Genomic DNA, 23,611 nt, shown 5'->3' with positions numbered 1-23,611 from the left:
GAAAGCCATATAGCGGAAGGCGCTGGGCGGGTGTAACGGAATTCGCGCTTCGGGTCCCTGTTATACGTGTGAGGCGACTGCCCGGGGCGTGCCCGAACACTCCACGGCGGCACCTTGCAGGGCCTGCGGCGCCGGAACCCTTCGCCAGGCAAGTGCCGCAGGCCCACATATTCTTACTCACCATCCGCCGCTTCGCCCGGTAGCAGTTGCGCAACACGCGCCGCGGGGACAGGCGTTGCGGAACCGTCGCGCCTACGACCGGATAACCGCCGGTCATCGGCGAGGGCTCATTTAAGGGCGGGTTGCCTTTTCCTGTTCCGTTCCGGAACCTTGCGCACACCCTTGACAGCCGCGCGTTACGCGAGCACTCTCTCGGAGAGCGCTCTCCGAAACATAGAGATAACGTCACGTCCACGACAGGCGCCTGCCGTGGACGTGAATCACGGAGGTCTCCCACTCCTCCACGCCACGCCGCCGGACCGACCGCCTCGGGCCGACGGCTTACCCTTTGCCGTCTCCCTCGGAGAGAGTCATGCGTTTAGTCCCACCCCCAGCGGGCCGACAGCGACGTCCGGCCCGCATTCGCGCCCTGGTGGCCGCGGCAGTGGTCACCGTGGTGACGGCCGGTCTGGTGACCGCCGTGTCCTTCCAGGCCAGCGCCGCCGCGACACTGCTGTCGCAGGGCAAGCCCACGACGGCCTCCTCACTCGAGAACGCGACGTTCCCGGCGTCGAACGCGACGGATGGGAACACCGGAACGCGGTGGTCGTCCGCGTTCTCGGACCCGCAGTGGCTTGAGGTCGATCTTGGGTCGACCGCGTCGATCAGTCAGGTCATCCTCCAGTGGGAGGCCGCCTACGCCACCGCGTTCCAGATCCAGACCTCCAACGACAACGCGACGTGGACGAGCATCTACTCGACCACCACGGGTACCGGTGGAACGCAGACCCTGAACATCACCGGCAGCGGCCGTTACGTGCGCATGTACGGCACCGCACGGGCAACGCAATACGGTTACTCGCTCTGGGAGTTCCAGGTCTACGGCACCATCAGCTCCGGCACCGGCTGTAGCACCGCCAACGCCGCCCTGGGCCGCCCGACCACCGCCTCCTCCACCGAGAACGCCGGAACCCCCGCCATCGACGCGACCGATGGAAACACCGGCACCCGTTGGTCCTCGGCGTTCAGCGACCCACAGTGGCTCCAGGTCGACCTCGGCTCAACCCAATCGATCTGCCAAGTCGTGATCATGTGGGAAACCGCGTCGGCCAAGGCCTACCAGATACAGGTCTCCAACGACGCCACGAACTGGACGTCGATCTACTCCACGACCACCGGCCCCGGCGGAACGGAGACGCTGAACATCTCCGGCAGCGGGCGCTACATCCGCATGTACGGCACGGCGCGCAACACCCAGTACGGCTACTCGATCTGGGAATTCCAGGTCTACGAAGGCAGCGGCACCGGCGGCAGCCCGTCACCGTCCCCATCGGCCTCCGCCTCCGCCTCGGCGTCCGCGTCACCGTCACCGTCGGCTTCGCCGTCCTCGACGGCGACGGGTGGCGGCAACGGCGAGCCGCCGGCCTCGTTCTGGGGTGACCCCAGCACCATCCCGGCCGCCACGCACGTGCTCGAAGTGAAGATCATCAACCAGACCAACGGCCAGTACCCCGACAGCCAGGTCTTCTGGAGCTTCAACGGCACGACCGCGTCGATCGCCCAGCAGCCGTACATCGACATGCCGGCGAACTCGGCCGGCCGTATGTACTTCTACCTCGGCACGCCGAACAGCCAGTACTACGACTTCATCGAGTTCACCGTCGGAGCGTCGTCGATCAACCTCGACACGACCCGGGTGGACCGGTTCGGGCTGAAGCTGGCCCTGCGGCTGCACGGCCACGACGGCTCGAACCAGGACATCGGCGAGAACTACGCCACCTTCCAGGAGAGCCGCTCGGCCACCTTCACCCGGTTCCAGAACTCGGTGCCGACCGAGTTCAAGTCGCTGGCGACCGACCAGGCGCCGTTCGGCATCCCGTCGCCCGGCAACGACCCGGTGTTCCAGACCGGCGGCGCGTACGCGAACTACTTCCAGAGCTACGCGGCCGCGAACGGTGACACCGCCGACTCCACCGCGCAGATCTTCGGCTGCGGCGGCACGCTGGCGAACAACCCGACGCTGTGCGCCGGCCTCAACCGGCACGTCGCGCAGCTGCCGGCCGCGCAGCAGTCGATCGCGAGCAACTTCTACCTGTCCGCTCCGGCGAACTACTACGCGCAGTTCTGGCACCAGAACGCGATCAACGGCAAGCAGTACGGATTCCCGTACGACGACGACGCGGGACAGTCCTCGGACATCTCGCTGACCAACCCGCAGTACCTGATCGCGGCGGTCGGCTGGTAAGCCGGACACGGTGCATTGAGCCGGACGCTGTGCACTCGATGACGAGTGCATCCGGTGCCCAGTGCATCCGCTGAACTGCTGAACCAATGCGATAACCGTACCCTTCACCGCACAAAGGCGCGGTGGCCGTCAGTCTGACGGCCACCGCGCTGTGTCATCTGTGCTGTGTCATGCGTGCTGTGTTATGTATGCCGTGCCATCTGCGCGTGTTGTCTGTGCTCTGCTATCCGCGCTCTGTCCCCGCTGTCCCGGGTCAGCTCATCGTGTTCACTGACCCGGGAGAGCGCTCTCCGATGCTAGGGCGTCATGGCAGCGTCCAGGCCTGGTTGCTCGCGCCGGTGCAGCTCCAGATCTGCACCTGGGTGCCCGAACCGCCGGAGCCGGTGTCGTCAAGGCACTTGCCCGACTGCGGGTTGACCAGCGAGCTGTTCGCTCCCGCCTGCCAGACCTGCGCGCCGGTGCCGTTGCACGTGTACAGCTGGACCAGCGTGCCGTTGGCCGTGCCGCCGGCGCTCACGTCGAGGCACTTGCCGAGCGCCTGCAACGTGCCGTTCGACGCGACGGTCCACTGCTGCGCGTTGGTGCCGTTGCAGGTGTAGACCTGGACCGGCGTACCGTCCGCGCTGTTGGCCGAGCGCACGTCCAGGCACAGGCCCTGATACCCGGTGACCTGGCCGGTCACCCCGCCGCCACCGGAACCGCCGGCCGGCGAGTGCCAGAGCTGGTTGCCCGCGGCGGTGCAGGTGGTGATCTGCATCAGGCTGCCGTTCGACGCGGCGGGATCGGTCAGGCACTTGCCGGACTGCGGGTTGAGCAGTTCACCGTTCGCCTGCGGCTGCCAGACCTGGGATCCGGTGCCGTTGCAGTCGTAGATGTCGACCGCGGTGCCGTTGGCGGTGCCGCCCGCGGCCACGTCGAGGCACTTGCCGTCGGCGCGCACGGTGCCGTCGGCCTCCTCGGTCCACTGCTGGCCGTTGGTGCCGTTGCAGCTGTAGACCTCGGTCACGGTGCCGTTGGTGTTGTTGTCCCCGGGCAGATCGAGACAGAGGCCGTTGGAGTTGATCAGCGGCGTGGTCGGGACGCCGGAGCCGGTCGGCGTGACGGTCCACAGGAACGTGGTCGTCGCGTACGCGCCGGAGCCGTCGCGGGCGGTGACCGTCACGGTGCTGACGCCGGCAGTGGTCGGCGTTCCGGTGACAGCGCCGGTGGACGCGTTGATCGACGTTCCGGCGGGCAGCCCGGCGGCCGAGTAAGACAGCGTCTGGCCGCTCGTGCCGTCGCTCGCGCTGATCGGCAGCGAGACCGCGGTTCCGGCGATGCCTTCCTGCGATCCGGGGCTGGTCACCGAGACGGTCTGTCCGACCTGAGCCGAGCCGACCGCCAGGGTGCCGGTGAGCGGGAGGTTCGCGTCCGAGTCGCCGACCGAGACGGTGTAGTTGCCGGTGCTGGTCGCCCATGCCGAGGCGGTGTCGTTCCAGTACTGGAGGTTGGTCTGCGTCAGCGGGAAGCTCACCGCCTTGCTGGCGCCCGGTTGCAGGTCGACCCGGGTGTAGCCCTCAAGCTGCTTCGGCGGCTCGCCTGACGCGGCCGGGTCTGTGACGTACAGCTGCACGACGTCGGCACCCTCACGCGAGCCGGTGTTCGTCACCGTGGCGGTGACGGTGGCTGCGCCGCCCTTGACCAGAGGGCTGATGGACAGGTTGCTGAACGAGAAACTGGTGTAGGACAGGCCGTAGCCGAACGGGAAGAGCGGCGTCAGACCCTTGGCGTCGTACCAGCGGTAGCCGACGTCCAGGCCCTCGGAGTACTGCACGGTGCCGTTCGTGCCGGGCCACTGCGCGGCAGTGTTCGCAGGCACCTGCGACAGCGAGGTCGGGAAGGTCACCGGCAGCTTGCCCGACGGGTCCACGTCGCCGAACAGCAGCGCGGCGATCGCGTTGCCGTCCTCCTGGCCGGGGTACCAGGCTTCGAGCACGCCCGAGACCGAGCTCAGCCACGGCATGGTGACCGCGGAACCGGTGTTGAGCACGACGACCGTGTGCGGGTTCGCCGCGGCGACCGCGGAGATCAGCGAGTTCTGCGCACTGGTCAGGTCGATGTTGCTCAGGTCGCTGCCCTCGGACTCGCCCTTGTTGACGAAGACCACTGCGACGGACGACGAAGCGGCCAGCGACGCGGCCGTGGTGTTGTTGGAGCCGTCGTTGTAGTTGACCGTGACGCCGCCGCCGGCCCGCGAGGTGATGCCCTGCAACGGCGTGACCGTGCCGCTGGAGTTGACCCCGGCGCTGCCGCCGCCGTCGGTCATCGGGCTGGTCGACGCGTCCGTGCCGATGACGGCGATCGAGGAGACCGACGAGCCGAACGGCAGCACGCCGCCGCCGTTCTTCAGCAGCACCGTGCCCTCCTCGGACAGCTGGCGCGCGGAGGTGACGTGCGCGGTGCTGGTCGCGGGCTGCGCGGGAGAGCCGGTCGGCGGCCTGTCGAAGAGCCCGAACGCGAACATCTCGGTGAGCACCTGGGAGGTGAGCGCGTCGAGCGTCGCCTTCGTGACCGAGCCGGGAACCGCGCTCGTCAGGGCGCCGCCGTAGAAGCCGTCGTTGCCCGGCATGTCCATGTTCAGGCCGGCGTTGGCCGAGGCCGCGGTGGCGTGCGTCGCGCCCCAGTCGGAGGTGACGAAGCCGCCGAAGCCGAACTGCTGGCGCAGGGCGGTGGTGAGAATCGTCGGGTTCTGGCACGCGTACGTGCCGTTGATCGTGCTGTACGAGCACATCACCGACGACGCGGCGCCCTGCGACACGGAGTCGTGGAACGCCGGCAGGTAGATCTCCTGCAACGTGCGGTTGCTGATGATCGCGTTGTCGGAGGTGGTGTTGCGGTTGGTCTCCTGGTTGTACACGGCCAGATGCTTGACCTGCGCCATCGCCCCGGTCGACTGCACGCCCTGGATGTCGGCGGAGCCGAGCGTGCCGTTGAGGTACGGGTCCTCGCCGATCGACTCGAAGGCGCGGCCCCAGCGCGGGTCGCGGACGAGGTTGATGGTCGGGCCGAGGTCGATCGTGGTGCCCTTCGAGGTCTGCTCGGAGCCGATCACCTGGCCGTAGAGCTGCGCGGCCGAGGTGTCGAAGGTGGCGGCGAGGTCGACCGGGGCGGGCAGCTGGGTCACCGCGTTGAAGCCGTCGCCGACGCCGGCCGGGCCGTCCTGCAGGTTGAGCGCCGGGATGCACAGCGAGCCGATCGCCGGGATGAACCCGACGTAGCTGGATCCGGAGGAGCCGGTCAGCAGGCTCACCTCCTGCGAGACCGACATCTTGGCCAGCACTGCGCCGACCCGTTGGGAGATGGGCGCGGTCGAGCCGACCCAGGGGCAGGCGGCGGACGCCGCCGCCGCGGGCGGGGCGGCGGAGTAGGTCGCGACGAGCGACGCGGAAGCGGTGGCCAGGGCGACCGCCGCGGTCCGCACTCGTCCGGCGCGCGACCGGAACGGGATTTGTTGCACGATGCCTCCTTGTATCTGCTTGCAGCTGGCAGATCCGGCGGCCAACTCCGCACTTTCGGGCGCGGGACGAAGCAGGCGGGCATCGCATTGTTGGCCGCGACAACAAAAATGTTGGCAACGGTGATGTAACACGCGAGCACCGGGGACTGTCAATGGTCTGGACCAATGCGCACTCCGGAGCGGGGTGGGCGTGCGGGAGCACGACCTCGGTGCCCGTTTGAGAGGGTGCGCAAATCGGCGGCCGACGGGACTGTTCACGCGGCTGGCGCCGTGTGGGCTCGTGGGTCGAGGGCTGAGCGTGGCAGTGCGGAGGCGGGAGTCGCAGTGCCGTGCGGCGCCAGTGCCCCGCGCCGGCAGTTCGCCACATGAGAAATCAGCCATCCACGCCCGGCCGGCAAGGCGCCGCAGTGCTCTCAAACTCGGTTGTTTAAGGGCACTGCTGTTTGAGTGCGCTGTGGCAACGCAGCCAGGCGGACTGTGTTTGATCAACCGCGTGGGGACCGATTTCTGCGGCGAACTTCCGGCACGGGACACTGGCCGCACCAGTGACACCGCGCGGCGACCGACGACAACGCCGCCAGGCGACGGCCATCGGCCCGCGAGCCCGGCCACAAATCCGCACGCCCTCTGAACTAGGCTCTTCGGCCGTCGACGCCGTAGAACATCGACGTCTTAGGACAATGTGCCTCGCAGGAACGTTGCGTCCCCGAGTCAGAGCGCGATGGCTCTCAGCCGATCCGGGTCACGATGTAGATCAGCAGGCCGGCCAGCGCGCCTACGACGGTGCCGTTGATCCGGATGAACTGGAGGTCGCGGCCGACCTGGATCTCCACCTTGCGCGAGGTCTCCTCGGCGTCCCAGGCCTCGATGGTGTCCGTGATCAGGGCCGTGATCTCGTTGCGGTACGTGGTGACGACGTAGACCGCCGCGTCCTCGACCCAGGAGTCGACCTTGGCCCGCTGGCGCTCGTCGAAGGCGAGCCGCTCGCCGAAGGAGACGATGGCGGCGCGCATCCGCAGCCGCGGCTCGCCGTCCTCGTCGTCGGCCGCTGCGACGAGCATCGAGCGGAACGCCTGCCAGGACGAACCGACGAGCCGCTGCGTCTCCGGGTGGTTGATCAGCTCCCACTTGAGCTGTTCGGCGCGGGCCACGGTCTCCGGATCGGAGCGCAGGTCCTCGGCGAAGTCGGCCAGGAACGCGTCGATCGCGGCGCGCGCCTGGTGGTCGGGCTCGTCGCGGACCGCCGCCGCGAACCGCACCAGCTGCTTGTGGAGCTGGCGGGCGACCTGCGCGTCGACGAAGCGCGGCGTCCAGCTCGGCGCCTCGCCCGACACCGTGCGCTCGATCGCCTCCGGATGCGCTTCGAGCCATTCGACGGCGCGCCGGGCCATCAGGTCGACCAGCGGCCGGTGGCCGTCGTCCGCGATGAACCGCGCCAGCAGCGTGCCGATCGGCGGGCCGATCCGGCGCTCGGCCATCCAGCGGTTCATCGTGCGGCTGAGCACCACCTGCACGTCGTCGTCGCGCAGCACCGCGAGCAGGTCGCGCAGCAGCCCGACGGCTTCGCGGGCGACCCGCTCGGCGTGCTTCTCCTCGGCCAGCCAGGCGCCGAGCCGCCCGGACAGGCCGATCGCGCGCAGCCGGGCCCGGATCACCTCCTGGGACAGGAAGTTCTCCCCCACGAAGTCGCCGAGGCTGCGGCCGAGCGCCTCCTTGCGGTGCGGGATGATCGCGGTGTGCGGGATCGGCAGGCCGAGCGGATGACGGAACAGCGCGGTCACCGCGAACCAGTCGGCCAGCGCGCCGACCATGGCCGCCTGCGCCGCCGCGCCGAGATAGTCCGCCCAGGCCGCGCCGTGCCCCTCCTGCCACCGAGACAGGATGTACAGGCCGGTGGCGGCGATGAGGAACCCGGTGGCGACAGCCTTCATCCGCCGGACTCCGCGCCGCTTCGCCTCCTCGGCGGGTGAAAGTGGTCGCACACCACCATTGTCGTCATGTCGGCGGTGTGTGGGCGACACGCGCGAAACTGCCACGTTTACGCTGGTCGGGGCGCCCTTGCCACAACGCCTGGAGACGCGTTGACTCGTCCCATGGCAGATGAGACCCAAATCGAGGCATGGAAGAACGAGGCGCTCGTGCTCGCCGACGACGAGCACGCGGCGCAAGCGCTGGTGCTGCGGATCTACGCAGCCGGCCGGGCCGACCGCAGTGTCCAGGACGCCGAGACCATCGGCGTGCTCGAACGTGAACTGGCCAAGCTGCGCCGATCCGTAGTGTCAGCCGGCTCCTGAGCAGGCACGCACGCGCCGGGAGCCGTAGGGCGTGTTGAGAAAGTAGGGCCGGGGCCGAGGTCGGGATCGGGGCGCCTGTCACGCACGCTCGCCGCGTTGTCGCGCCGTGCCCAAACCTCCAGTATGGATATGACCTTCGCCTTGCGATCACACGCGCCGGACATCGCGCCCAGTTCCGACTCCACTTCTCAAATACCCCCGGGGCAATAAGCCAGCGCGGCTCGACGACTACTGCGTACGCGGCAAGGTGAAACGCATCTCGACTCCACGGCTCAGCGGATGAGCACTTACCCGCCCGCCGTGTGTGTCGGCGATCTGGCGGACGATGGACAGGCCGAGACCCGAGCCGGGCTTGGCACGCGCGGCGGTCGAGCGGTAAAAGCGGTCGAAGATGTGCGGCAGGTCGTCCGGCGGTACGCCGGGGCCCTCGTCCGCCACGCTGAAGCGGACCTCGTCTGACGCTCCCGGAGACGCAGACGCTTCCCGTGCTTGCTGCGTGGGTGCTGTTCGCACCGCTCGGCCCGTGACCGCTACCGCGACACGCACGGTGCCCTCCGGCGGGCTCCACTTCACCGCGTTGTCGACGAGATTGCCGAGCGCCCGCTCGATCGCGTCCGGGTCGGCGTACACGAGGCACGCGGCGAGCCTGGTCTCGAAGCGCAGCCGGGGCGCGCGTTTCGCGGCGCGCTCGACGACCTCGGCGGCCAGCAGATCCAGCCGCAGGTCCTCGCAGTGCGGCTCGGACTCGCCGTAGCGGGCGAGGTCGACCAGGTCGTTGATCAGGGCCCGCAGTTCGCCGCTCTGCTCACGGGCCGCGCCGAGCAGGGCCGGGGCCTGCGGATCGGCCAGGCCGCCGGCCTCCGCCAGCAGTTCGAGGTTGGTGGTCAGGCTGGTCAGCGGCGTGCGCAGTTCGTGCGAGGCGTCGGCGACCAGGTGCCGCTGCTTCTGGACGGACGCGTCGAGCGCGGACATCATCGCGGTGAACGACCGGGCCAGCCGGCCGATCTCGTCGCGGCCGCCGGTGTCGACGCGCGTCGCCAGGTCCTGGGTCACGGTGACGTGCTCGACCGTCTCGGTCAGTTTGCGCACCGGTCGCAGCACTCTGCCGGCGAGCAGCCGGGCCGCGGATCCGGCGAGCAGCGCGCCGCCGAGCACCAGGGCCGCCAGCAGAAAGCGCAGACGGTCCAGCGACGCTGTCGTCTCGGAGTCCGGCTTCGCGGCGCGCACCAGGATGCCGTTGCCGAAGGACGCCGTGTACATCTCATAGCTGCGACCTTGGTACTTGATGCTCTGGAAGTACGCGGGCAGCAGGCCTTTCACCACCTCGACGTCCTGTTCGGTGGTCGGCGCGAGGTCGCCGGAGGTGCCCGACGCCAGACCGTCGGCGCCAACGAACTGGATCAGCGTGTCGCCGATGGTCAGCGGCGGCATGGTGGTGAAGTAGCCGTCGTTGCTCGCGATCTGCGTCTTGAGCGCCTGGCCGAGTTTCGGCGCGGTGGTCACCGTCGTGATCAGTTCGCCGTCGAGCTGGTCGTGCAGGTCGTGATCGGCCAGCGGATAGAGCACGAGTGAAGCGGCGAGCAGCGCGGCGAAGACGGCCAGGCCGCCGGCCAGTGCGATGCGGGCACGCAGGGTCAGGCTTAGAGCGACCGTCTTCACCTGCACAGTCTTTACGCGCACAGCCTTTATATACACCGCCTTTATACGCACAGCCTCACGGCTCCTCGCGCAGCACGTACCCGAGGCCACGCACGGTCTGAATCAGCCGCTGCTCGCCGCCGGACTCCAGTTTCGTCCGCAGATAGCTGATATAGACCCACAGCGCGTTGGAACCGGGGCCGAAGTCGTAGCCCCAGACGGCTTCGAAGATCGCGGTGCGGCGCAGCACCCGGCGCGGGTTTCGCAGGAACAGCTCAAGGAGGGCGTACTCGGTGCGGGTGAGCGAGAGCACCCGCTCGCCGCGCCGGGCCCGGCACTGTGCGAGGTCGAGTTCGAGGTCTGCGAAGCTCAGCACGTCGCGGGCCTGGCCGGTGCGCCGCAGCAGCGCGCGCAGCCGGGCGCGCAGTTCGTCCAGCGCGAAGGGCTTGACGAGGTAGTCGTCCGCTCCGGCGTCCAGGCCGGCGACTCGGTCGGCGACCAGGTCACGCGCGGTCAGCATGAGGATCGGCGTCTCGTCGCCGCGCTCGCGCAGGATCCGGCACACCTCAAGGCCGTTCGGCTCCGGCATGAGCACGTCGAGCACGATCGCCTGATACCGGTCGTCCGCCATCTGGTGCAACGCGCCGTCGCCGTCCGCGGCCTCCACGACGGAGTAACCGTCGCGGCGCAGCGCGTGCGCGAGCGCGAGGCGCACGGCCTCGTCGTCATCGACCACCAACACCTGCATGACGTCATTGTGGCTCTTCGCGGGCGAACGCGATGCCGCTGGTTCGCCGGGCACCGCGCGCACCGGCCGGGCGACATGCGCCACCCGGCCGGCCCCGGGAGCGGAAACGCGAATCGCCGCTCGCTCGATGTTCACCGGTTGTGTCTTGTTCAGCCCTTGCCGGGCACCGGCGGCGACGAAGGCTTCGGCATCGACCCGGCGATGTCCTGCTTCAGCTGGCGGATGGCGTCGATTAGTTGCTGCGGGGTGATGTGCAGGCTCGCGGCGAGCGCCCGGAACTGCGGGTCGTCCGTCGGGATGCCGCTGTGCGGCTGCGAGATCCGCTCAAGCCGGTCGAGAACCTGCGCCGCGCGCGCGTCGCTGATGTGCAGGATCCCAGCGAGCGTGTGGACGACCACCGAGTCCGGCACGCCGATCCCGCCGGAGCCGCCCTTGCCCTTTCCGGGCGTGGGACCGTTGTCGAACACCTCCTTCAGCAGCCAGGTGGCCTGCTCGGTGCTGATGCCGAGATCGTGCGAGACCACCGCGACGACCGCCGGATCGGTCGGCGCCACACCGAGCCTGCCGATGGTCTCCTTGGCGTCGACCAGCGCCGACTCCAGCTTCTTCACGCTCACGTGCAGGCTCGCGGCGAGCTTGGTCAGCCACACCTGCTGGCCCCCGGACTTGCCGCCGCGGTCACCCCCGGTCGGCGACGGTTTCGGCGCGGGCGACGAGGCAGACGCGGACGGGCTCGCCGTACCCGGCGTGGCGGCCGCGGCAGCCCCGGCCATCCCCGTGAGCAGCGCGACGGCCGCTCCCGCCGCGATCATTCGCATTCTTCTGGTGGACATCGGGCTCCTTCGTTGGCTGATGACTGTTGACGACCGCGCCGCCCGATTTCTGGCGCAGCCGACGGCGAGCCCCTTCGCCGTCATCAGCAAGCACACCGTCTCAGCCTTCAGGCTCCCGTCGGTGAACCTTAGGAATGCCTCAGAGGCTCATGAGGCCCCGCCCACACCGTCTGGCCCGGCCACGCCGTCCACCGCATCCGCAGCACCTGCCGGCCTCGCGGGGACCATGTCGGCGACCTCGACGACCCGGCCGCAGTGCCCGCACGCGGTGACCGTGTCCAGCGAGTGCCCGCAGCTGTGCTGGATCGTCAGCGTGGGCTCACGCGACGCCCACCTGTCGCCCCACTGCCGCAAGGCGAGCATCACCGGCAGCAGTTCCCGGCCGGCCTGCGTGAGGTGGTACTCGAAGCGGGGCGGGTGCTCGCTGTACTGTCGGCGCTCGACGATGCCCGCGGCTTCGAGCTTGCGCAGCCGGTCGGCGAGGATGTCGCGCGGCGCCCCGGTGAAGCCGACGATCCGCGAGAAGCGGTGCACGCCGTAGCCCAGTTCGCGGATCGCGAGCAGGGACCAGCGCTCGCCCAGGATGTCCAGCGCGTCGGCGATCGAGCACGGCCGGACGCCGACCGGCACGTCCGCCATGACGCTCATCGGATTGAAGCTGCGCTCGTCGTCCACGTCCGGGTCCTCCTCGCCCGCCGGACGACACGGCGTCGCGCGGACAGTCGGTTGCGTTTCACAACTGACTCATCGTAGCGCATTGCCGGTGGAGCCGGATTGAGCCGGATGTAACCCGCTTCCGTATTCATGTGGTGAACGACGACCAGGGAAGGCGGTGACGACGAGGCGTGCCCAATGGACGAATACGCGAACGCGCCGGACACGAACACAGCGATCGCGTCCGCTCGTCGCAGCTGCCCGAACCCGTAATGCTGCCCGGCGCCGCGTATCCGGACTGGGAGGCGATCTACGCCGACAACGTCGGCCGGATCTACCGGCTGATGTTCTCGAAGGTGGGCAACCGTCCGGACGCCGAGGACCTGACCTCGCAGGTCTTCCTCACCGCGTACGGGCCGCTGCGTACGACGGCCGGAGTCGCGCAGGTGCGGGCGTACCTCACGGCCACGGCGCGTACGGTGCTGGCCGAGCACTGGCGGCGGAAACTCGGCCATCAGGTCACCGAGATCGACCCGCAGACGACGGATCTGGCCGACTACGCGGACACCGGCCACTGCCCCGCGGACGCGCACGGCCCGGCGGACGAGCGCGCGGCCCGGATCCTGGAGGCGCTGCCGCAGCGGCAGCGGCAGATCCTGGTCCTGCGGTTCCTGCGCGGCTACTCGGTGCGGCAGGCCGCGGCCGAGCTCGGCGTCACGGTCGCGAACGCCAAAGTGCTGCAACACCGCGCGTTGCGGGCGGCGGCGAGCTTGGAAAAGCAGCGGCTGGACCAGGAGGATCCAGCGGCGCCCGACACGCGTGAGACATACGAGATACGCGAAAGGCATGGGCAAGCGAAGGAGGACGCGCTATGAGGCACCCGGTGGACCGCTACGTGGACCGGCTGCTGCGCCGACGCCGTCCAAAGCCCTTCGCACCCACCGCGGACGAGTTGGCGGTCCTGCGCACTGCGATCGACCTGATGGCCGCCGCTCCGGACGCTGCCGCCCCGCGCCCCGCCTTCGTCGAGCAGTTGCGCGGCCGGCTGTCCGAGCAGGAGCACGCCGACCAGGGTGCCGAAGCGCCACGCCCCGCGTGGCGTCTCTCACCCCGCCGCCGGTTCCTCGCGGCCGGCGCGCTGACCGCCGCCGGCGCCGCTGCGGGCGCCGCGGGCACCGTGGGCGTCGTGGCGGACCGCCTTTGGGCGAGCGGCAGCGCGAGTGGGGAGACGGCGCCACAGACCGCAATCAGCCCCACGTACGGCGCCTGGCGGACCGTCGTGAGCGGCGCGGAACTGCCCGAGGGCGCGGTGCTTGCGTTCGATCTGGGTGCCGTCACCGGGTTCCTGCGGCGCGTCTCAGGGCGCGTGCAAGCCGTGTCGGGGATCTGCACGCACCAGGGCTGCCGCCTCGATCTCACCGACACGCGCGACACGCTGTCCTGCCCCTGCCACGGCGCAACCTTCACGCTCGCCGGCGCGAATCTCACCCATCCGCTCCAGACGGGACAGCCGCTGCCCGCCCTGCCCAGACTGCCGGTCCGGGAGGTGAGCGGGCAGATCCAGATCTACGCGCCGCGCTCCGCGTAGGACCGGTCAGGCCCGGACAGGCACCGCATAACGGCTCCGAACAGGCGCCCAGGCTAGGCTCGTTGTCAGACAATAAGCCTAGCCTGGGCGCGGAGGGGAGCAGCAGTGACCGTGGAGTCGGCGTGGAATCGCACCGTTCTGCGCGCGAACAACGAGCGACTGCTGCTCGGCCGGTTACGCGCGGACGGAGCGACGTCGCGGGCCGAGCTGGCGCGGATCACCGGGTTGTCCAAGCCGACCGTGTCCACCGCGCTCGGCCGGCTGGAGCGCGCCGGGCTGGTGCGCGAGGTCGGCAAGCTGGCCAGTACCGGACGCGGACGCTCGCCGGTGCTCTACGAGGCCGACCCGACCGCCGGTTACGCCCTCGGCATCGACATCGGGCGCAGCTGGATCCGGGCGGCGGTCGCCGACCTAGACGGCGCGGTGCTCGGCCGCGACAACGAGCGCAACCAGGCCGAGGACGCGGACGCGCTGGTCGCCGCGGTCGGCGCGCTGGCCCGGCGGGTCACCGCCGAGGCCGGGGTCGAGTGGCCGAAGGTGCTGCACACGGTGGTCGGCAGCCCGGGTGTCACGGACAGCGCCACGCACGAGGTGCGCTACGCGGTGAACCTGCCCGGCTGGGGCCGGCGCGGCGCGACCGACCTGCTCCAGCGCGAGCTCGGCACCGGCCTGGCCGTGGAGAACGACGCCAACCTCGCGGCGCTCGGCGAGTACTGGGCCGGCGCGGGCAAGGGCTGCGAGCTGTTCGTGTACTTACTCGTGGGCACCGGCGTCGGGTCGGGCATCGTGGCCGGGGGCAAGCTGTTCCTCGGCGCGCACGGCGCGGCGGGCGAGATCGGCTACCTGCCGTGGGGCGCCGCGGACGAGCCGGAGAACAGCGCCGGAAGCAGCACCGGAAACGACGGCGGCAGCGGCGAGAGCAGTGCCGGACGCAGCAGCGGCGGCGGCAGCTCAAGCACCGCGCCGCGCCGGGGCATGCTGGAGGACGCCGCGGCCGGCGACGCCGTGCTCACGCTGGCGCACGCGCGCGGCCTGATCGGCGCCGACTCCGCGAAGGCCGTGTTCGACGCCGCCCGCACCGGAGATCCGAAGGCGCTCGAAGTGGTTCACCTGGAGGCGGAGCGGCTCGCACACGGCGTCGCGGCCGTCGCGGCGGTGCTCGACCCGGCCCGCGTCGTACTCGGCGGCGGCATCGGCGACAACGCCGATCTGCTGCTCGATCCGCTGCGCGCCGCGCTGGGCCGGCTCACGCCGCTGCGCCCCGAGCTGGTGCCGTCCCAGCTCGGCGGGGACGCGGTGCTGCGCGGCGCCATCGCCACCGCGGTCACCGCCGCGCGCGAGGCCGTGTTCGAAGCCTGGAACGGTGGATGAGCGCCGCGCCGCATGACGCTCATCCACCGTCACCTATCACGTAATCACATCTGGCCTATGAGCCCTCTTTCGAACGTGACCGTGGCCGACGGCGCAGCGGCGGACGGGCCCACAGCCGCACACAAGGCCACGGTCATGTTCGAAGAGCCCCTATGAGCCGGGCGGCCAGGTCACCTGAGTCGACTGATAGTAGTTGACACCCATGTCCTTCCAACGCGGGCCCTGCGCGCCGAGCCGCTGGGTGAACGTGGTCTGGTTGTGCGTGCTCCACGGCGACCAGCCGAGTTCGGCGATGGCGGGCAGCCGCGGGAACGCCATGTAGTCGATGTCGGCCGAGGTGAGGATCGTCTCGGTCCACAGCGGAGCCTCGACGCCGGCCACGGAGGACTCCCCGACGCCGGTGAGGTAGTTGCCGGGATCCCAGCCGTACGCCGTGTCGACGTCGATCAGGCCGGCCCAGGTCTGGCCGAGCTTGATCTTGCGGTTGTACTTCATGTCGAGGTAGGCGTGGTTCGCCGGGGACATGATGACCTTCGAGCCGCTGGCCGCGGCCGCCGCCACGCTGCTGTTGCTGGTCGTGGTGTCCCAGAACTGGAGCACCGTCGAAGGCAGCAGCGCCGTGGTGGAGATGTTGTGCCAGCCGACGACCGTCTTGCCGTGCGAGGCCACGATGTTCTGCGCCTTGCCCTCGAAGGTCGCGTAGTCGGAGGCAGTGGTCGAACTCGCCTCGTCGCCGCCGATGTGGATGTACGGACCCGGAGTCAGCGCGGCGATCTCGCCGACCACCTGGTCGAAGAACGTGTAGGTCAGCGCCAGCGGGACGCACAGGGAGCTGAATCCGACGTTCGTGCCGGTGTACAGCGCCGGCGCGACTCCGTTGCAGTTCAGGCTCGCGTACGAGGCCAGCGCTGCGTTCGTGTGCCCCGGCGAGTCGATTTCCGGGACGATCGTGACGTAGCGCGTCTGCGCGTAGGCCACGATCGCCGAGTAGTCGGCCTGCGTGTAGTAGCCGCCGGCGCCGCCGCCGACCTCGGTGCTGCCGCCGACCGTCGCCAGGTTCGGCCAGCTGTTGATCGCGATCCGCCAGCCCTGGTCGTCGGTCAGGTGCAGGTGCAGATAGTCGATCTTGTAGAGCGCGATCTCGTCGATGTACCGCTCCACCTGCGCGACGGTGAAGAAGTGCCGGGCCACGTCGAGCATCGCGCCGCGGTGTTCGAAACGCGGGTAGTCGGTGATCGTGCCGCCGGGCACGGTCCACGGCCCCGCCGCGACGCTCGGGCTCATCACGGCCGGGGGCATCAGTTGCAGCAGCGTCTGCACGCCATGGAACAGCCCTGCGGCCTGGTTGGCCTGGATGACGACTCCGGTCGCCGTCGAGGTGAGCACGTAGCCCTCGGCGCCGACGGTGGTCGGCGCGCCGGTCAGTTCGAGCGCGATGCTGCCCGAACCGGTGCCCGTGGTCTCGGTGATCGGATATCCGGTCGAGGTGCGCAGGATCCCGGCGAGGTAGTCGCCGATCCCCGTGACGTCGCTGGAGACGGTCGTGGCCGAGGTGAGCGTGTACGTCGCGCCGCTCGCGACCTCGCTGACCGGCACCGGCACCACCGTGTTGGGGAAGGCCGCCGCCGCTTGGGCCGCGGTGACGCCCGCGGCGCTCACGCCCGCCGCCGTGACGGCGAACACCGCCAGCGCGCCGACCGCTCGCGCCGTCCTGCCGGTCCTTCGCAGGACCCTGTTGACGGGATTGATGGGCATGGGATTCATGGACACGGTCAACTCCTCACCCGACCACGTCGATCTTCGGGACGTTCCAGCCGGAGACGCTGATCACCGGCGTCGCGCCCTGGAGGTCCGCGGCCTTGTACGAGGCGGTGAGCGTCTCGGACTCGCCGGGCCACAGCGTGACGTCGTTGTCGCTCCAGATCGAGGACTGCAATTCGTTGTCGCCGGCCAGCTCGGCTCCGGCGGCGGTGCCCCGGCGGATGTCGGCGCGCAGGAAGAAGCCGACCGTCGGGGTGGTCGAGTTGTTGGTGATCGTGACGGTCACCAGGCTGTCGTTCCCGGCCGGTCCGGCCTGGCTGCTGGTCGTCGCGGTCGCGGTGACCGAGGCCTGCGGCAGGCTCTGTAGGGCCTTGAGGTTCGCGTACGACGACATCGTGGCCTGCGGCTGACCGATCGTCTTGGACCAGTTGGGCACGTCCGGCGTGGTCGGCTGCCAGTAGACGTTGCGGTCCACCAGCGTGCCGTTCTGCTTCACCAGCAGCTCGACGAAGAACACCGTGCCCGCGGCCGTCGGCGTGACCGGCTTGAGCACCGAGTTGACAACCTGCTGCGACGCGAGCGTGAGGGTGCCCGAGGTCTGGTCGTCCAGCAGGGTGCCGGAGGTGTTGTAGACCTTGGACTCGACGGTCACGCCGGCCTGGCTCGCGGCGCCGAGGTTGTCGAGCGTCACGGTCCCGTTGTCGAGGGTGTAGATCGCGTGCAGCGGCTTGTCCGCCTTCTGCACGCCGAAGTACGAGCCGGCCTGGTCGTAGTCGTTGTTGTAGAGCGACCAGAGCAGCGTCGGCCAGCCCTTGTTCATCTGCCAGTAGATGGTGCCGGTGGAGGGCGCGACCGCGTTGGTCGAGTGGTCGATGAAGGCCTCGAACTGCGCGCGGGTGTCCTCGTAGTTCTGCACCTGCGCCTCTTCGACGTACTGGCTCAGGCTGGTCCAGGCGCCGTACCGGTTGGTGATGGCGGTGTCGAGGTTGTAGAGGGTGCCGAAGTGGTAGCCGGTGTGCTTGGTGCCCTCGTAGTTGTTGTGGAACTGGTTCGCGCCGGGGCTCTGCCAGAGGGCCGACTGGTCGGCCGCGGAGAGGAACCGGTTGATCGAGTCCATGCTCGGCACGGTGTTCCCGCCGCTCTGCTCGCTGTCATAGCCCCACGAGCCGCCCGAGTTGGTCTCGTCGCCGCCGACGGAGTGCGAGGTGTCGTACCAGTAGAGCGGCGGAACCCAGTCGTACGGACCCTCCTTCTCACCGGAGGCGCCGAGCTGCGGGCTGCTCTTGTACTCGGCCGAGGAGATGAAGGGTCCGAAGAAGTCAGCCGCAGCGAAACCGTTGAGAGCCAGCGTCTCCTGGCCGGCGCTCGGCGCGTTGTCGCTCCACTGGAAGCTGAACACCGAGGGGTGGTTGCGCAGGATCTGGCCGAGCGACTGCGCAGTCAGCTGGTAGTCGGCGTTCTGCGCGGTGGTGTAGCTGGTGGTCTCCCAGAAGTCGCAGCACTGATATCCGGCGTTGACCAGGATGCCGGCCGCGTCCATCTGCTGGTACCAGTCCGCCGGCATCAGGTGGCCCTCAAGCCGGATCGCGTTGACGCCCATCGCCTTCATCAGGCCGATCTGGCGCGCGGTGTCGACCGGGTCGTAGCGCAGGAACAGGTCCGGATCCCAGCCGCCGCCGCGGATCACGATCGGCACGTTGTCCACCTTGAACGCGCGCACGCCGCTGGGCGCGATGGTGCCCGCCCCGGTGAGGTACGAGGTGACGGTGCGGATGCCGAAGGTCTCAGAGGTCGAGTCCAGCGTGGTCGTGCCCTGCGACACCGAGGTGGCCAGCGTGTAGAGCGGCTGGGCGCCGAGCTGGTAGGGGTACCAGATCTGGGGACTGGCGATGGTCAGGCTCGGGAACGCGGCCGGCGTGAAGGTCACCGTCTGCGTCGAGTTCGCGGCCACGGTCACGCTCTGGCTCACGCTGATCGGCGTGCCGGTGCCCGGCGGGGTGATCGTCGCGGACACGGTGCCGGTCTGCGACGCGGCCGAGGTGTTGGTGACGTCCGTCTTGACCGTCAGCGCCGAACTGCTCAGGTCGGCGGCAGTGCTCTGGTTCACGTGCGCGTTGCCGGCCACCAGCGGTCCGCCGGTCTGCAACTGGACCGGGAACTGGATACCGGTGTTGTTGTCCGGCGGGATCTGGGTCCAGTCAACGTTGTCCAGGGTGAGCATCGCGTTCGGGTTGTTCGGGTACATCTCGATCGCCACCGAGTTGGTACCGGCGGCCAGCAGGCTCGTGACGTCGAAGACGTTGCGCGCGTAGTCGCCGGTGATCGTGGCCGAGGTGGCGATCTCGGTGCCGTTCACCCACACGTCGGCCGCGCCGACCACGCCGTTGAGGATCAGCTTCGCGTCCTGACCGGCCGGCGGCGCGGTGAAGTCGGTGCGGTACCACCAGGGCACCGAGAACTGCGCGATGGTGTCGGCGCCGATCGACGTCATCTGACCGAAGCAGGTCTTCATGTTGCTGGAGACGAAGACGTTCGGGCAGCTGCCGTTCTGTAGCAGGGCGCTGACCTCGGTGCCCGGCGCCCCGCCGCCGTCGTTGGCGACGGTGAGCCAGCCCGAGGTGGCGAAGCCGGGCTTGGAGATCGCCGCGCCGCCCTGGGTGGCGGTGGAGCTGGTCAGCACCTTCCAGCCGTTCGACGCGCCGAGGTTCACCACGGCGGTGGATCCGGTCGGCGGGTCCGCGAACGCGGCGGGCGCCGCCGCGATGCTGCTCGAACCCCGGGGATGCGTCGCGGCTCCCGACGCACCGCCCTGTTGCAGCGCCGACGCGGCCGCGAAGCCGAGTACCACGGCCGCGGTCGTCAGCGTTCTTCCTCGATGTGCCATGTGCGCTCCTGTGGGTGGGAGATCCGGGGTGGGATCGGAACGAGGAGGCGGCCAGGCGGTCACCTTTAATTAAGTAAGGCAACTTTATGATTTTGAGGGGAAAGTACAGCGGCCCGGCAGACCGGTCAATCACCCTTCTCGTTAAACCGGTATCGCAGGGGATTGCGCAAGGGGGGCGTCCGCGGTCGCGACGTGACAGGCCGCGGTGTGCGCCGGGCCGAGCTCGCGCAGCCGCGGCGTGACCGAGTGGCAGACGTCGATCGCGAGCGGGCAGCGGGCCCGGAACCGGCAGCCGGGCGCCGGATCGATGACCGCGGGCGGCTCGCTCCTGGCCGCCTGCGCGTCCACGGCGAGCGGGGCGCGCGGGTCGGGCACGGCGGACAGCAGCAGCTCGGTGTAAGGGTGCTTCGGCCGGGCGAGCACGGCCTCGGTGGGCCCTGATTCGACGACGTGCCCGCCGTACATGACCAGCAGCCGGTCCGACACGTAACGGGCGCTGGCGATGTCGTGCGTGATGTAGAGGAACGAGACGCCCTCGGTCTCCCGCAGCCGGGCCATCACGTTGAGCAGGCCGATGCGGATGGAGATGTCGAGCATGGAGACCGGTTCGTCGGCGAGGATCAGCTTCGGCCGGTACGCGAGCGCCTGCGCGAAGCCGATGCGCTGGCGCTGGCCGCCGGACAGCTCGTAGGGGTAACGGCCCAGGATCTCGGCGGCCGGGACCAGCCCGACGGCCTCCACGACCCGCTCGGCCTCCGCGTGCCGCTGCGCGCGGTTCAGCTCCGGGCGGTGCAGCCGCAGGCCGCGCAGGATGCCGTGCGCGACGTGGTAGGCGGGGTTCAGGGAGCTGAACGGGTCCTGGAAGACCATCGGCACGTCGCCGCGATAGGCCAGCTGCGCCCTGCGCCCACGCACCGCGCCGAGCGACCTGCCCTGATAGCGGATCTCCCCAGAGGTCGGCTTGTACACCCGCGCCAGCAGCCGCGCGACGGTCGACTTGCCGCTGCCGCTCTCGCCGACCAGCGCGACGATCTCCCTGGGATTGATGACGAGATCGACGTCGTCGACCGCGTGCAGCGTGCGGCGGGAGAACCCGGCGCCGACCTTGAAATGACGGGTCAGCGCCCTGGTTTCCAGCAGCGGGGATGTCGGCGCCGGCGCTTCGGCGCTCGCCACGGACGTCGGCTCGGTCACGAGGTCACCTCCATCGGCGCCGCCGGCCGCGGCTGCCGGCCGGGCGCGAGCAGCAGACAGCGCGAGTCGACCTCGCCTATCCGGTACACCGGCGGCTCGACGTGCCGGCACTGCTCCTCGGCGACGGGGCAGCGCGGATGGAACCGGCAGCCGCTCGGCGGATTGCCGAGATCGGGCGGGCTGCCCGGGATGCCCCGCAGCTCGACGCGCTCGCCGTGGATCGACGGGAACGCGTCGAGCAGGCCCCTGCTGTACGGATGCGACGGCGCGTCGAAGACCGTGCGGGTCGGGCCCGCCTCGACCACCTGGCCGGCGTACATCACGAGCAGCCGGTCGGAGAACCGGCTGACCGGCGACATGTCGTGGGTGACGAAGAGCACCGCGAAGCCGAGCAGCTGTTGCAGCTCCTTGATCTGCACCATCAGCGAGCGCTGCGCGACGACGTCGAGCGCCGAGGTCGGCTCGTCCATGATGACCAGGTCGGGGGTGAACAGCAGCGCCATCGCGATCATCGCGCGCTGCCGCATCCCGCCGGACAGCTGGTGCGGGTAGCTCTTGAGGTGCGCCGGGTCGATGCCGACCAGCTTCATCACCTCGACGCTGCGTTCCCTGATCCGCTCGGCGGAGTAGTCGGCGTGCGCGTCGATGGCGTCCTTGAACTGCGCACCGATCGTGCGCACCGGGTTGAGCGCGTTCATCGCGCTCTGCATGACCACCGAGTAGTCGCGCCAACGCAGCACATTGAGCTGCTTCTCGGTCATCGCGACCAGATTGCCGCCCTTGAACGTCACGCTGCCGCCGGCGGTCCTCGCGGGCGGGCTCAGCAGGCGTGCGATGGCGAACAGCAGCGTGGACTTCCCGCAGCCCGATTCGCCGACCACGCCGACGAACTCGCCGCGCCGCACATCGAGATCGACCCCCGCGACGGCCACCGAGGCGCCGCGCGCGGTCGCGTACTCGACCGTCAGGCCTCTGACTCGAAGCAGCGGCGCGTCGCCGCCTGGTTCCTCACTGCCTGGCCCCTCACTGTACGGCTCCTCACTGTACGGCTCCCCACTACGCGGTTCGTCGCCGTCCGGTTCCACGGTTGCATCCGCTTCGGTCGGCGGTGGTACGGCACGCCGTCTGGCCTTGACCGGACGCAGCGCCGGATTGCCGATCTCGTCGAAGGCGTAGTTCATCAGCGCGAAGGCGGCGCCGAGCAGCGCGACGCACAGGCCCGGCGCGATCGACCACAGCGCGGCGCCGGTTTGCAGCGCCTGCTGGTTCTGCGCCCAGTACAGCATCGTGCCCCAGCTCTGCGAGTTCGGGTCGCCGAGGCCGAGGAACTGCAAGCCGGCCGCGCTGAGCACCGAGTAGAGCGCCGCGCCGAGGAAGTTCGCCACGATCAGCGAGGTCATCGTCGGCAGGACTTCGAACACGATGATGTACGATCGCCGCTCGCCGCGCACCCGCGCCGATTCGAGGAAGTCCCGGTTGCGCAGCGAGAGCGCCTGCGCGCGCATCTGGTTCGCGCCGTAAGCCCAGCCGGTGACGATCAGCACGACCAGCAGCACGGTCAGCGAGCCGTGCCCGGCGTACTTGGCCAGGATGATGATCAGCGGGAAGGCCGGGATGACCAGCACCACGTTGGTCAGCATTGACAGCAGGTCGTCGAGGAAACCGCCGAGGTAGGCCGCCGAGACGCCGATCAGCACGGAGAGCACCGTGGCGAAGAACCCGGCGACCACCGCGATGATCAGCGACTGCCGGGTGCCGTAGACCAGCTGCGAGTAGATGTCCTGGCCGAGGCCGGTGGTGCCGAGCAGGTGCGCGGTGGACGGCCCGAGCCGCGGCGGGTACACCAGCGCGTTCGCGTCGCGCACCGAGGTGAACAGGCCGGGGAACGCGGAGATGACCACGAATATGAACAGGATGATGCTTCCGGCCGTCGCCTTGCGGTTGCCGCGCAGCGCGCGCCAGAATCCGGCGCCCTGGCGGCGCGGCCGCGGTGCCGCGGCGGCGGTGCCCTGTAGTACGGTCATCGCCGCTACTCCTTCGCCCGCGCGCGCGGATCGAGCCAGGCGGTGGCCAGGTCGGCGATCAGGACCGTGACCAGGACCGCGACGGTGAAGAGCATGAACAGGGTCTGCATCAGCGGGTAGTCGACGTTCTGCACCGCGCTGTAGAGCAGGTAGCCGAGGCCCGGATAGTTGAACACGTACTCGATCAGGATCGCCCCGGAGATCACGAAGCCGAGCGACATCGCGAACCCGGACAGGTTCGGCAGGAAGGCGTTGCGCGCCGCGTAGCCGTACATGATCTTCCGGTTGGACAGTCCCTTCGCCCGGCCCATCCGCACGTAGTCCTCGGCCAGCGTGGTGATCATGTTGTTGCGCATGGTCAGGATCCAGCCGCCGATCGAGGTGATCAGCAGCGTCGCGCCCGGGAGGACCGCGTGTTGCAGCACGCTCATCGGCCGCTACTCCTTCGCCCGCGCGCGCGGATCGAGCCAGGCCGTCGCGAGGTCGCAGATCAGCACCGAGACCAGGACGGCGACCGTGAACAGCATGAACAGGGTCTGCATCAGGGGGTAGTCGACGTTCTGCACCGCGTTGTAGAGCAGATAGCCGAGGCCCGGATAGTTGAACACGTACTCGATCAGGATCGCGCCGCTGACCACGAAGCCCAGCGACATCGCGAACCCGGACAGGTTCGGCAGGAAGGCGTTGCGCGCCGCGTAGCCGTACATGATCTTCCGGTTGGA

At 69.5% G+C, this 23,611-nt stretch carries 17 protein-coding genes; 5 read left to right on the top strand and 12 right to left on the bottom strand.

All coding sequences use genetic code 11. The features are described 5' to 3' along the window. Positions 1-532 precede the first annotated feature (532 nt). Positions 533-2,404 (top strand): discoidin domain-containing protein, encoded by a 1,872-nt coding sequence (locus tag VGS97_RS21660; protein WP_326855446.1) that lies wholly within the window; start codon positions 533-535, stop codon positions 2,402-2,404. A gap of 304 nt (positions 2,405-2,708) precedes the next feature. Here the strand turns inward: VGS97_RS21660 and VGS97_RS21655 are convergent, their stop codons facing one another. Further along, complete coding sequence (locus VGS97_RS21655) at positions 2,709-5,900, bottom strand: glycoside hydrolase family 3 C-terminal domain-containing protein (protein WP_326855445.1); 3,192 nt, start codon at positions 5,898-5,900, stop codon at positions 2,709-2,711. Between the two features lie 728 nt (positions 5,901-6,628). Continuing rightward, positions 6,629-7,882, bottom strand: coding sequence for a DUF445 domain-containing protein (locus VGS97_RS21650; protein ID WP_326855444.1), 1,254 nt, complete (start codon positions 7,880-7,882; stop codon positions 6,629-6,631). A gap of 111 nt (positions 7,883-7,993) precedes the next feature. On the opposite strand from VGS97_RS21650, the gene VGS97_RS21645 reads away from it, so the two are divergent. Then, positions 7,994-8,194, top strand: coding sequence for a hypothetical protein (locus VGS97_RS21645; protein WP_326855443.1), 201 nt, complete (start codon positions 7,994-7,996; stop codon positions 8,192-8,194). Positions 8,195-8,422: 228 nt separating this feature from the next. Here VGS97_RS21645 and VGS97_RS21640 read toward each other — a convergent pair whose 3' ends face one another. The 4 genes from VGS97_RS21640 to VGS97_RS21625 all read right to left on the bottom strand — a co-directional run bounded on the left by VGS97_RS21640 (position 8,423) and on the right by VGS97_RS21625 (position 12,088). Next, complete coding sequence (locus tag VGS97_RS21640; RefSeq protein WP_326855442.1) at positions 8,423-9,874, bottom strand: HAMP domain-containing sensor histidine kinase; 1,452 nt, start codon at positions 9,872-9,874, stop codon at positions 8,423-8,425. A 34-nt stretch (positions 9,875-9,908) separates the two neighbouring features. Then, positions 9,909-10,580 (bottom strand): response regulator transcription factor, encoded by a 672-nt coding sequence (locus VGS97_RS21635; protein WP_326855441.1) that lies wholly within the window; start codon positions 10,578-10,580, stop codon positions 9,909-9,911. A gap of 149 nt (positions 10,581-10,729) precedes the next feature. Continuing rightward, positions 10,730-11,413: a hypothetical protein gene (locus tag VGS97_RS21630; RefSeq protein ID WP_326855440.1), complete on the bottom strand. Its 684-nt coding sequence runs from the start codon at positions 11,411-11,413 to the stop codon at positions 10,730-10,732. Between the two features lie 147 nt (positions 11,414-11,560). After that, the gene (locus VGS97_RS21625; RefSeq protein ID WP_326855439.1) at positions 11,561-12,088 is read right to left on the bottom strand and encodes a helix-turn-helix domain-containing protein; all 528 of its coding nucleotides are present in this window, start codon (positions 12,086-12,088) and stop codon (positions 11,561-11,563) included. A gap of 251 nt (positions 12,089-12,339) precedes the next feature. Here VGS97_RS21625 and VGS97_RS21620 point away from each other — a divergent pair, with 251 nt between their 5' ends. The 3 genes from VGS97_RS21620 to VGS97_RS21610 all read left to right on the top strand — a co-directional run bounded on the left by VGS97_RS21620 (position 12,340) and on the right by VGS97_RS21610 (position 15,026). After that, the gene (locus tag VGS97_RS21620) at positions 12,340-12,942 is read left to right on the top strand and encodes a sigma-70 family RNA polymerase sigma factor (protein WP_349262211.1); all 603 of its coding nucleotides are present in this window, start codon (positions 12,340-12,342) and stop codon (positions 12,940-12,942) included. After that, positions 12,939-13,655 carry a Rieske (2Fe-2S) protein gene (locus VGS97_RS21615; protein ID WP_326855437.1) on the top strand — a complete coding sequence of 239 codons (717 nt, stop codon included), beginning with the start codon at positions 12,939-12,941 and terminating at the stop codon, positions 13,653-13,655. Before VGS97_RS21620 ends, VGS97_RS21615 begins: the two co-directional genes overlap by 4 nt. Positions 13,656-13,766: 111 nt before the next feature. Further along, complete coding sequence (locus VGS97_RS21610) at positions 13,767-15,026, top strand: ROK family transcriptional regulator (protein WP_414641782.1); 1,260 nt, start codon at positions 13,767-13,769, stop codon at positions 15,024-15,026. Positions 15,027-15,176: 150 nt separating this feature from the next. Here VGS97_RS21610 and VGS97_RS21605 read toward each other — a convergent pair whose 3' ends face one another. The 6 genes from VGS97_RS21605 to VGS97_RS21580 all read right to left on the bottom strand — a co-directional run. Then, positions 15,177-16,790 carry a beta-N-acetylhexosaminidase gene (locus tag VGS97_RS21605; RefSeq protein ID WP_326855447.1) on the bottom strand — a complete coding sequence of 538 codons (1,614 nt, stop codon included), beginning with the start codon at positions 16,788-16,790 and terminating at the stop codon, positions 15,177-15,179. 16 nt (positions 16,791-16,806) lie between these two features. Further along, positions 16,807-19,671: a glycoside hydrolase family 2 protein gene (locus VGS97_RS21600; protein ID WP_326855435.1), complete on the bottom strand. Its 2,865-nt coding sequence runs from the start codon at positions 19,669-19,671 to the stop codon at positions 16,807-16,809. A 141-nt stretch (positions 19,672-19,812) separates the two neighbouring features. Continuing rightward, on the bottom strand, positions 19,813-20,865 hold the full coding sequence (locus VGS97_RS21595; protein ID WP_326855434.1) for an ABC transporter ATP-binding protein: 1,053 nt from the start codon (positions 20,863-20,865) through the stop codon (positions 19,813-19,815). After that, complete coding sequence (locus VGS97_RS21590; RefSeq protein ID WP_326855433.1) at positions 20,862-22,889, bottom strand: dipeptide/oligopeptide/nickel ABC transporter permease/ATP-binding protein; 2,028 nt, start codon at positions 22,887-22,889, stop codon at positions 20,862-20,864. The genes VGS97_RS21595 and VGS97_RS21590 overlap by 4 nt, the downstream gene beginning before the upstream one ends. Before the next feature lie 5 nt (positions 22,890-22,894). Then, positions 22,895-23,320 carry an ABC transporter permease gene (locus VGS97_RS21585; RefSeq protein WP_326855432.1) on the bottom strand — a complete coding sequence of 142 codons (426 nt, stop codon included), beginning with the start codon at positions 23,318-23,320 and terminating at the stop codon, positions 22,895-22,897. A 6-nt stretch (positions 23,321-23,326) separates the two neighbouring features. After that, a partial coding sequence (locus tag VGS97_RS21580; RefSeq protein ID WP_326855431.1) for an ABC transporter permease occupies positions 23,327-23,611 on the bottom strand: 285 nt, incomplete at its 5' end.

Origin of the sequence: Actinocrinis sp. (assembly GCF_035946395.1) — a bacterium.
Taxonomy (GTDB): Bacteria; Actinomycetota; Actinomycetes; order Streptomycetales; family Catenulisporaceae; genus Actinocrinis.
Note: the sequence above shows the minus strand (reverse complement) of the source record. Positions and strands in the feature narration are given on the sequence as shown.

Bases quoted from the DNA above. Each gene is read 5' to 3' on its own strand.
- VGS97_RS21635 (WP_326855441.1), bottom strand. From the start codon at position 10,580: ATGCAGGTGTTGGTGGTCGATGACGACGAGGCCGTGCGCCTCGCGCTC.
- VGS97_RS21660 (WP_326855446.1), top strand. From the start codon at position 533: ATGCGTTTAGTCCCACCCCCAGCGGGCCGACAGCGACGTCCGGCCCGC.
- VGS97_RS21605 (WP_326855447.1), bottom strand. From the start codon at position 16,790: ATGAATCCCATGCCCATCAATCCCGTCAACAGGGTCCTGCGAAGGACC.
- VGS97_RS21590 (WP_326855433.1), bottom strand. From the start codon at position 22,889: ATGACCGTACTACAGGGCACCGCCGCCGCGGCACCGCGGCCGCGCCGC.
- VGS97_RS21600 (WP_326855435.1), bottom strand. From the start codon at position 19,671: ATGGCACATCGAGGAAGAACGCTGACGACCGCGGCCGTGGTACTCGGC.
- VGS97_RS21620 (WP_349262211.1), top strand. From the start codon at position 12,340: ATGCTGCCCGGCGCCGCGTATCCGGACTGGGAGGCGATCTACGCCGAC.
- VGS97_RS21630 (WP_326855440.1), bottom strand. From the start codon at position 11,413: ATGTCCACCAGAAGAATGCGAATGATCGCGGCGGGAGCGGCCGTCGCG.
- VGS97_RS21615 (WP_326855437.1), top strand. From the start codon at position 12,939: ATGAGGCACCCGGTGGACCGCTACGTGGACCGGCTGCTGCGCCGACGC.
- VGS97_RS21645 (WP_326855443.1), top strand. From the start codon at position 7,994: ATGGCAGATGAGACCCAAATCGAGGCATGGAAGAACGAGGCGCTCGTG.
- VGS97_RS21585 (WP_326855432.1), bottom strand. From the start codon at position 23,320: ATGAGCGTGCTGCAACACGCGGTCCTCCCGGGCGCGACGCTGCTGATC.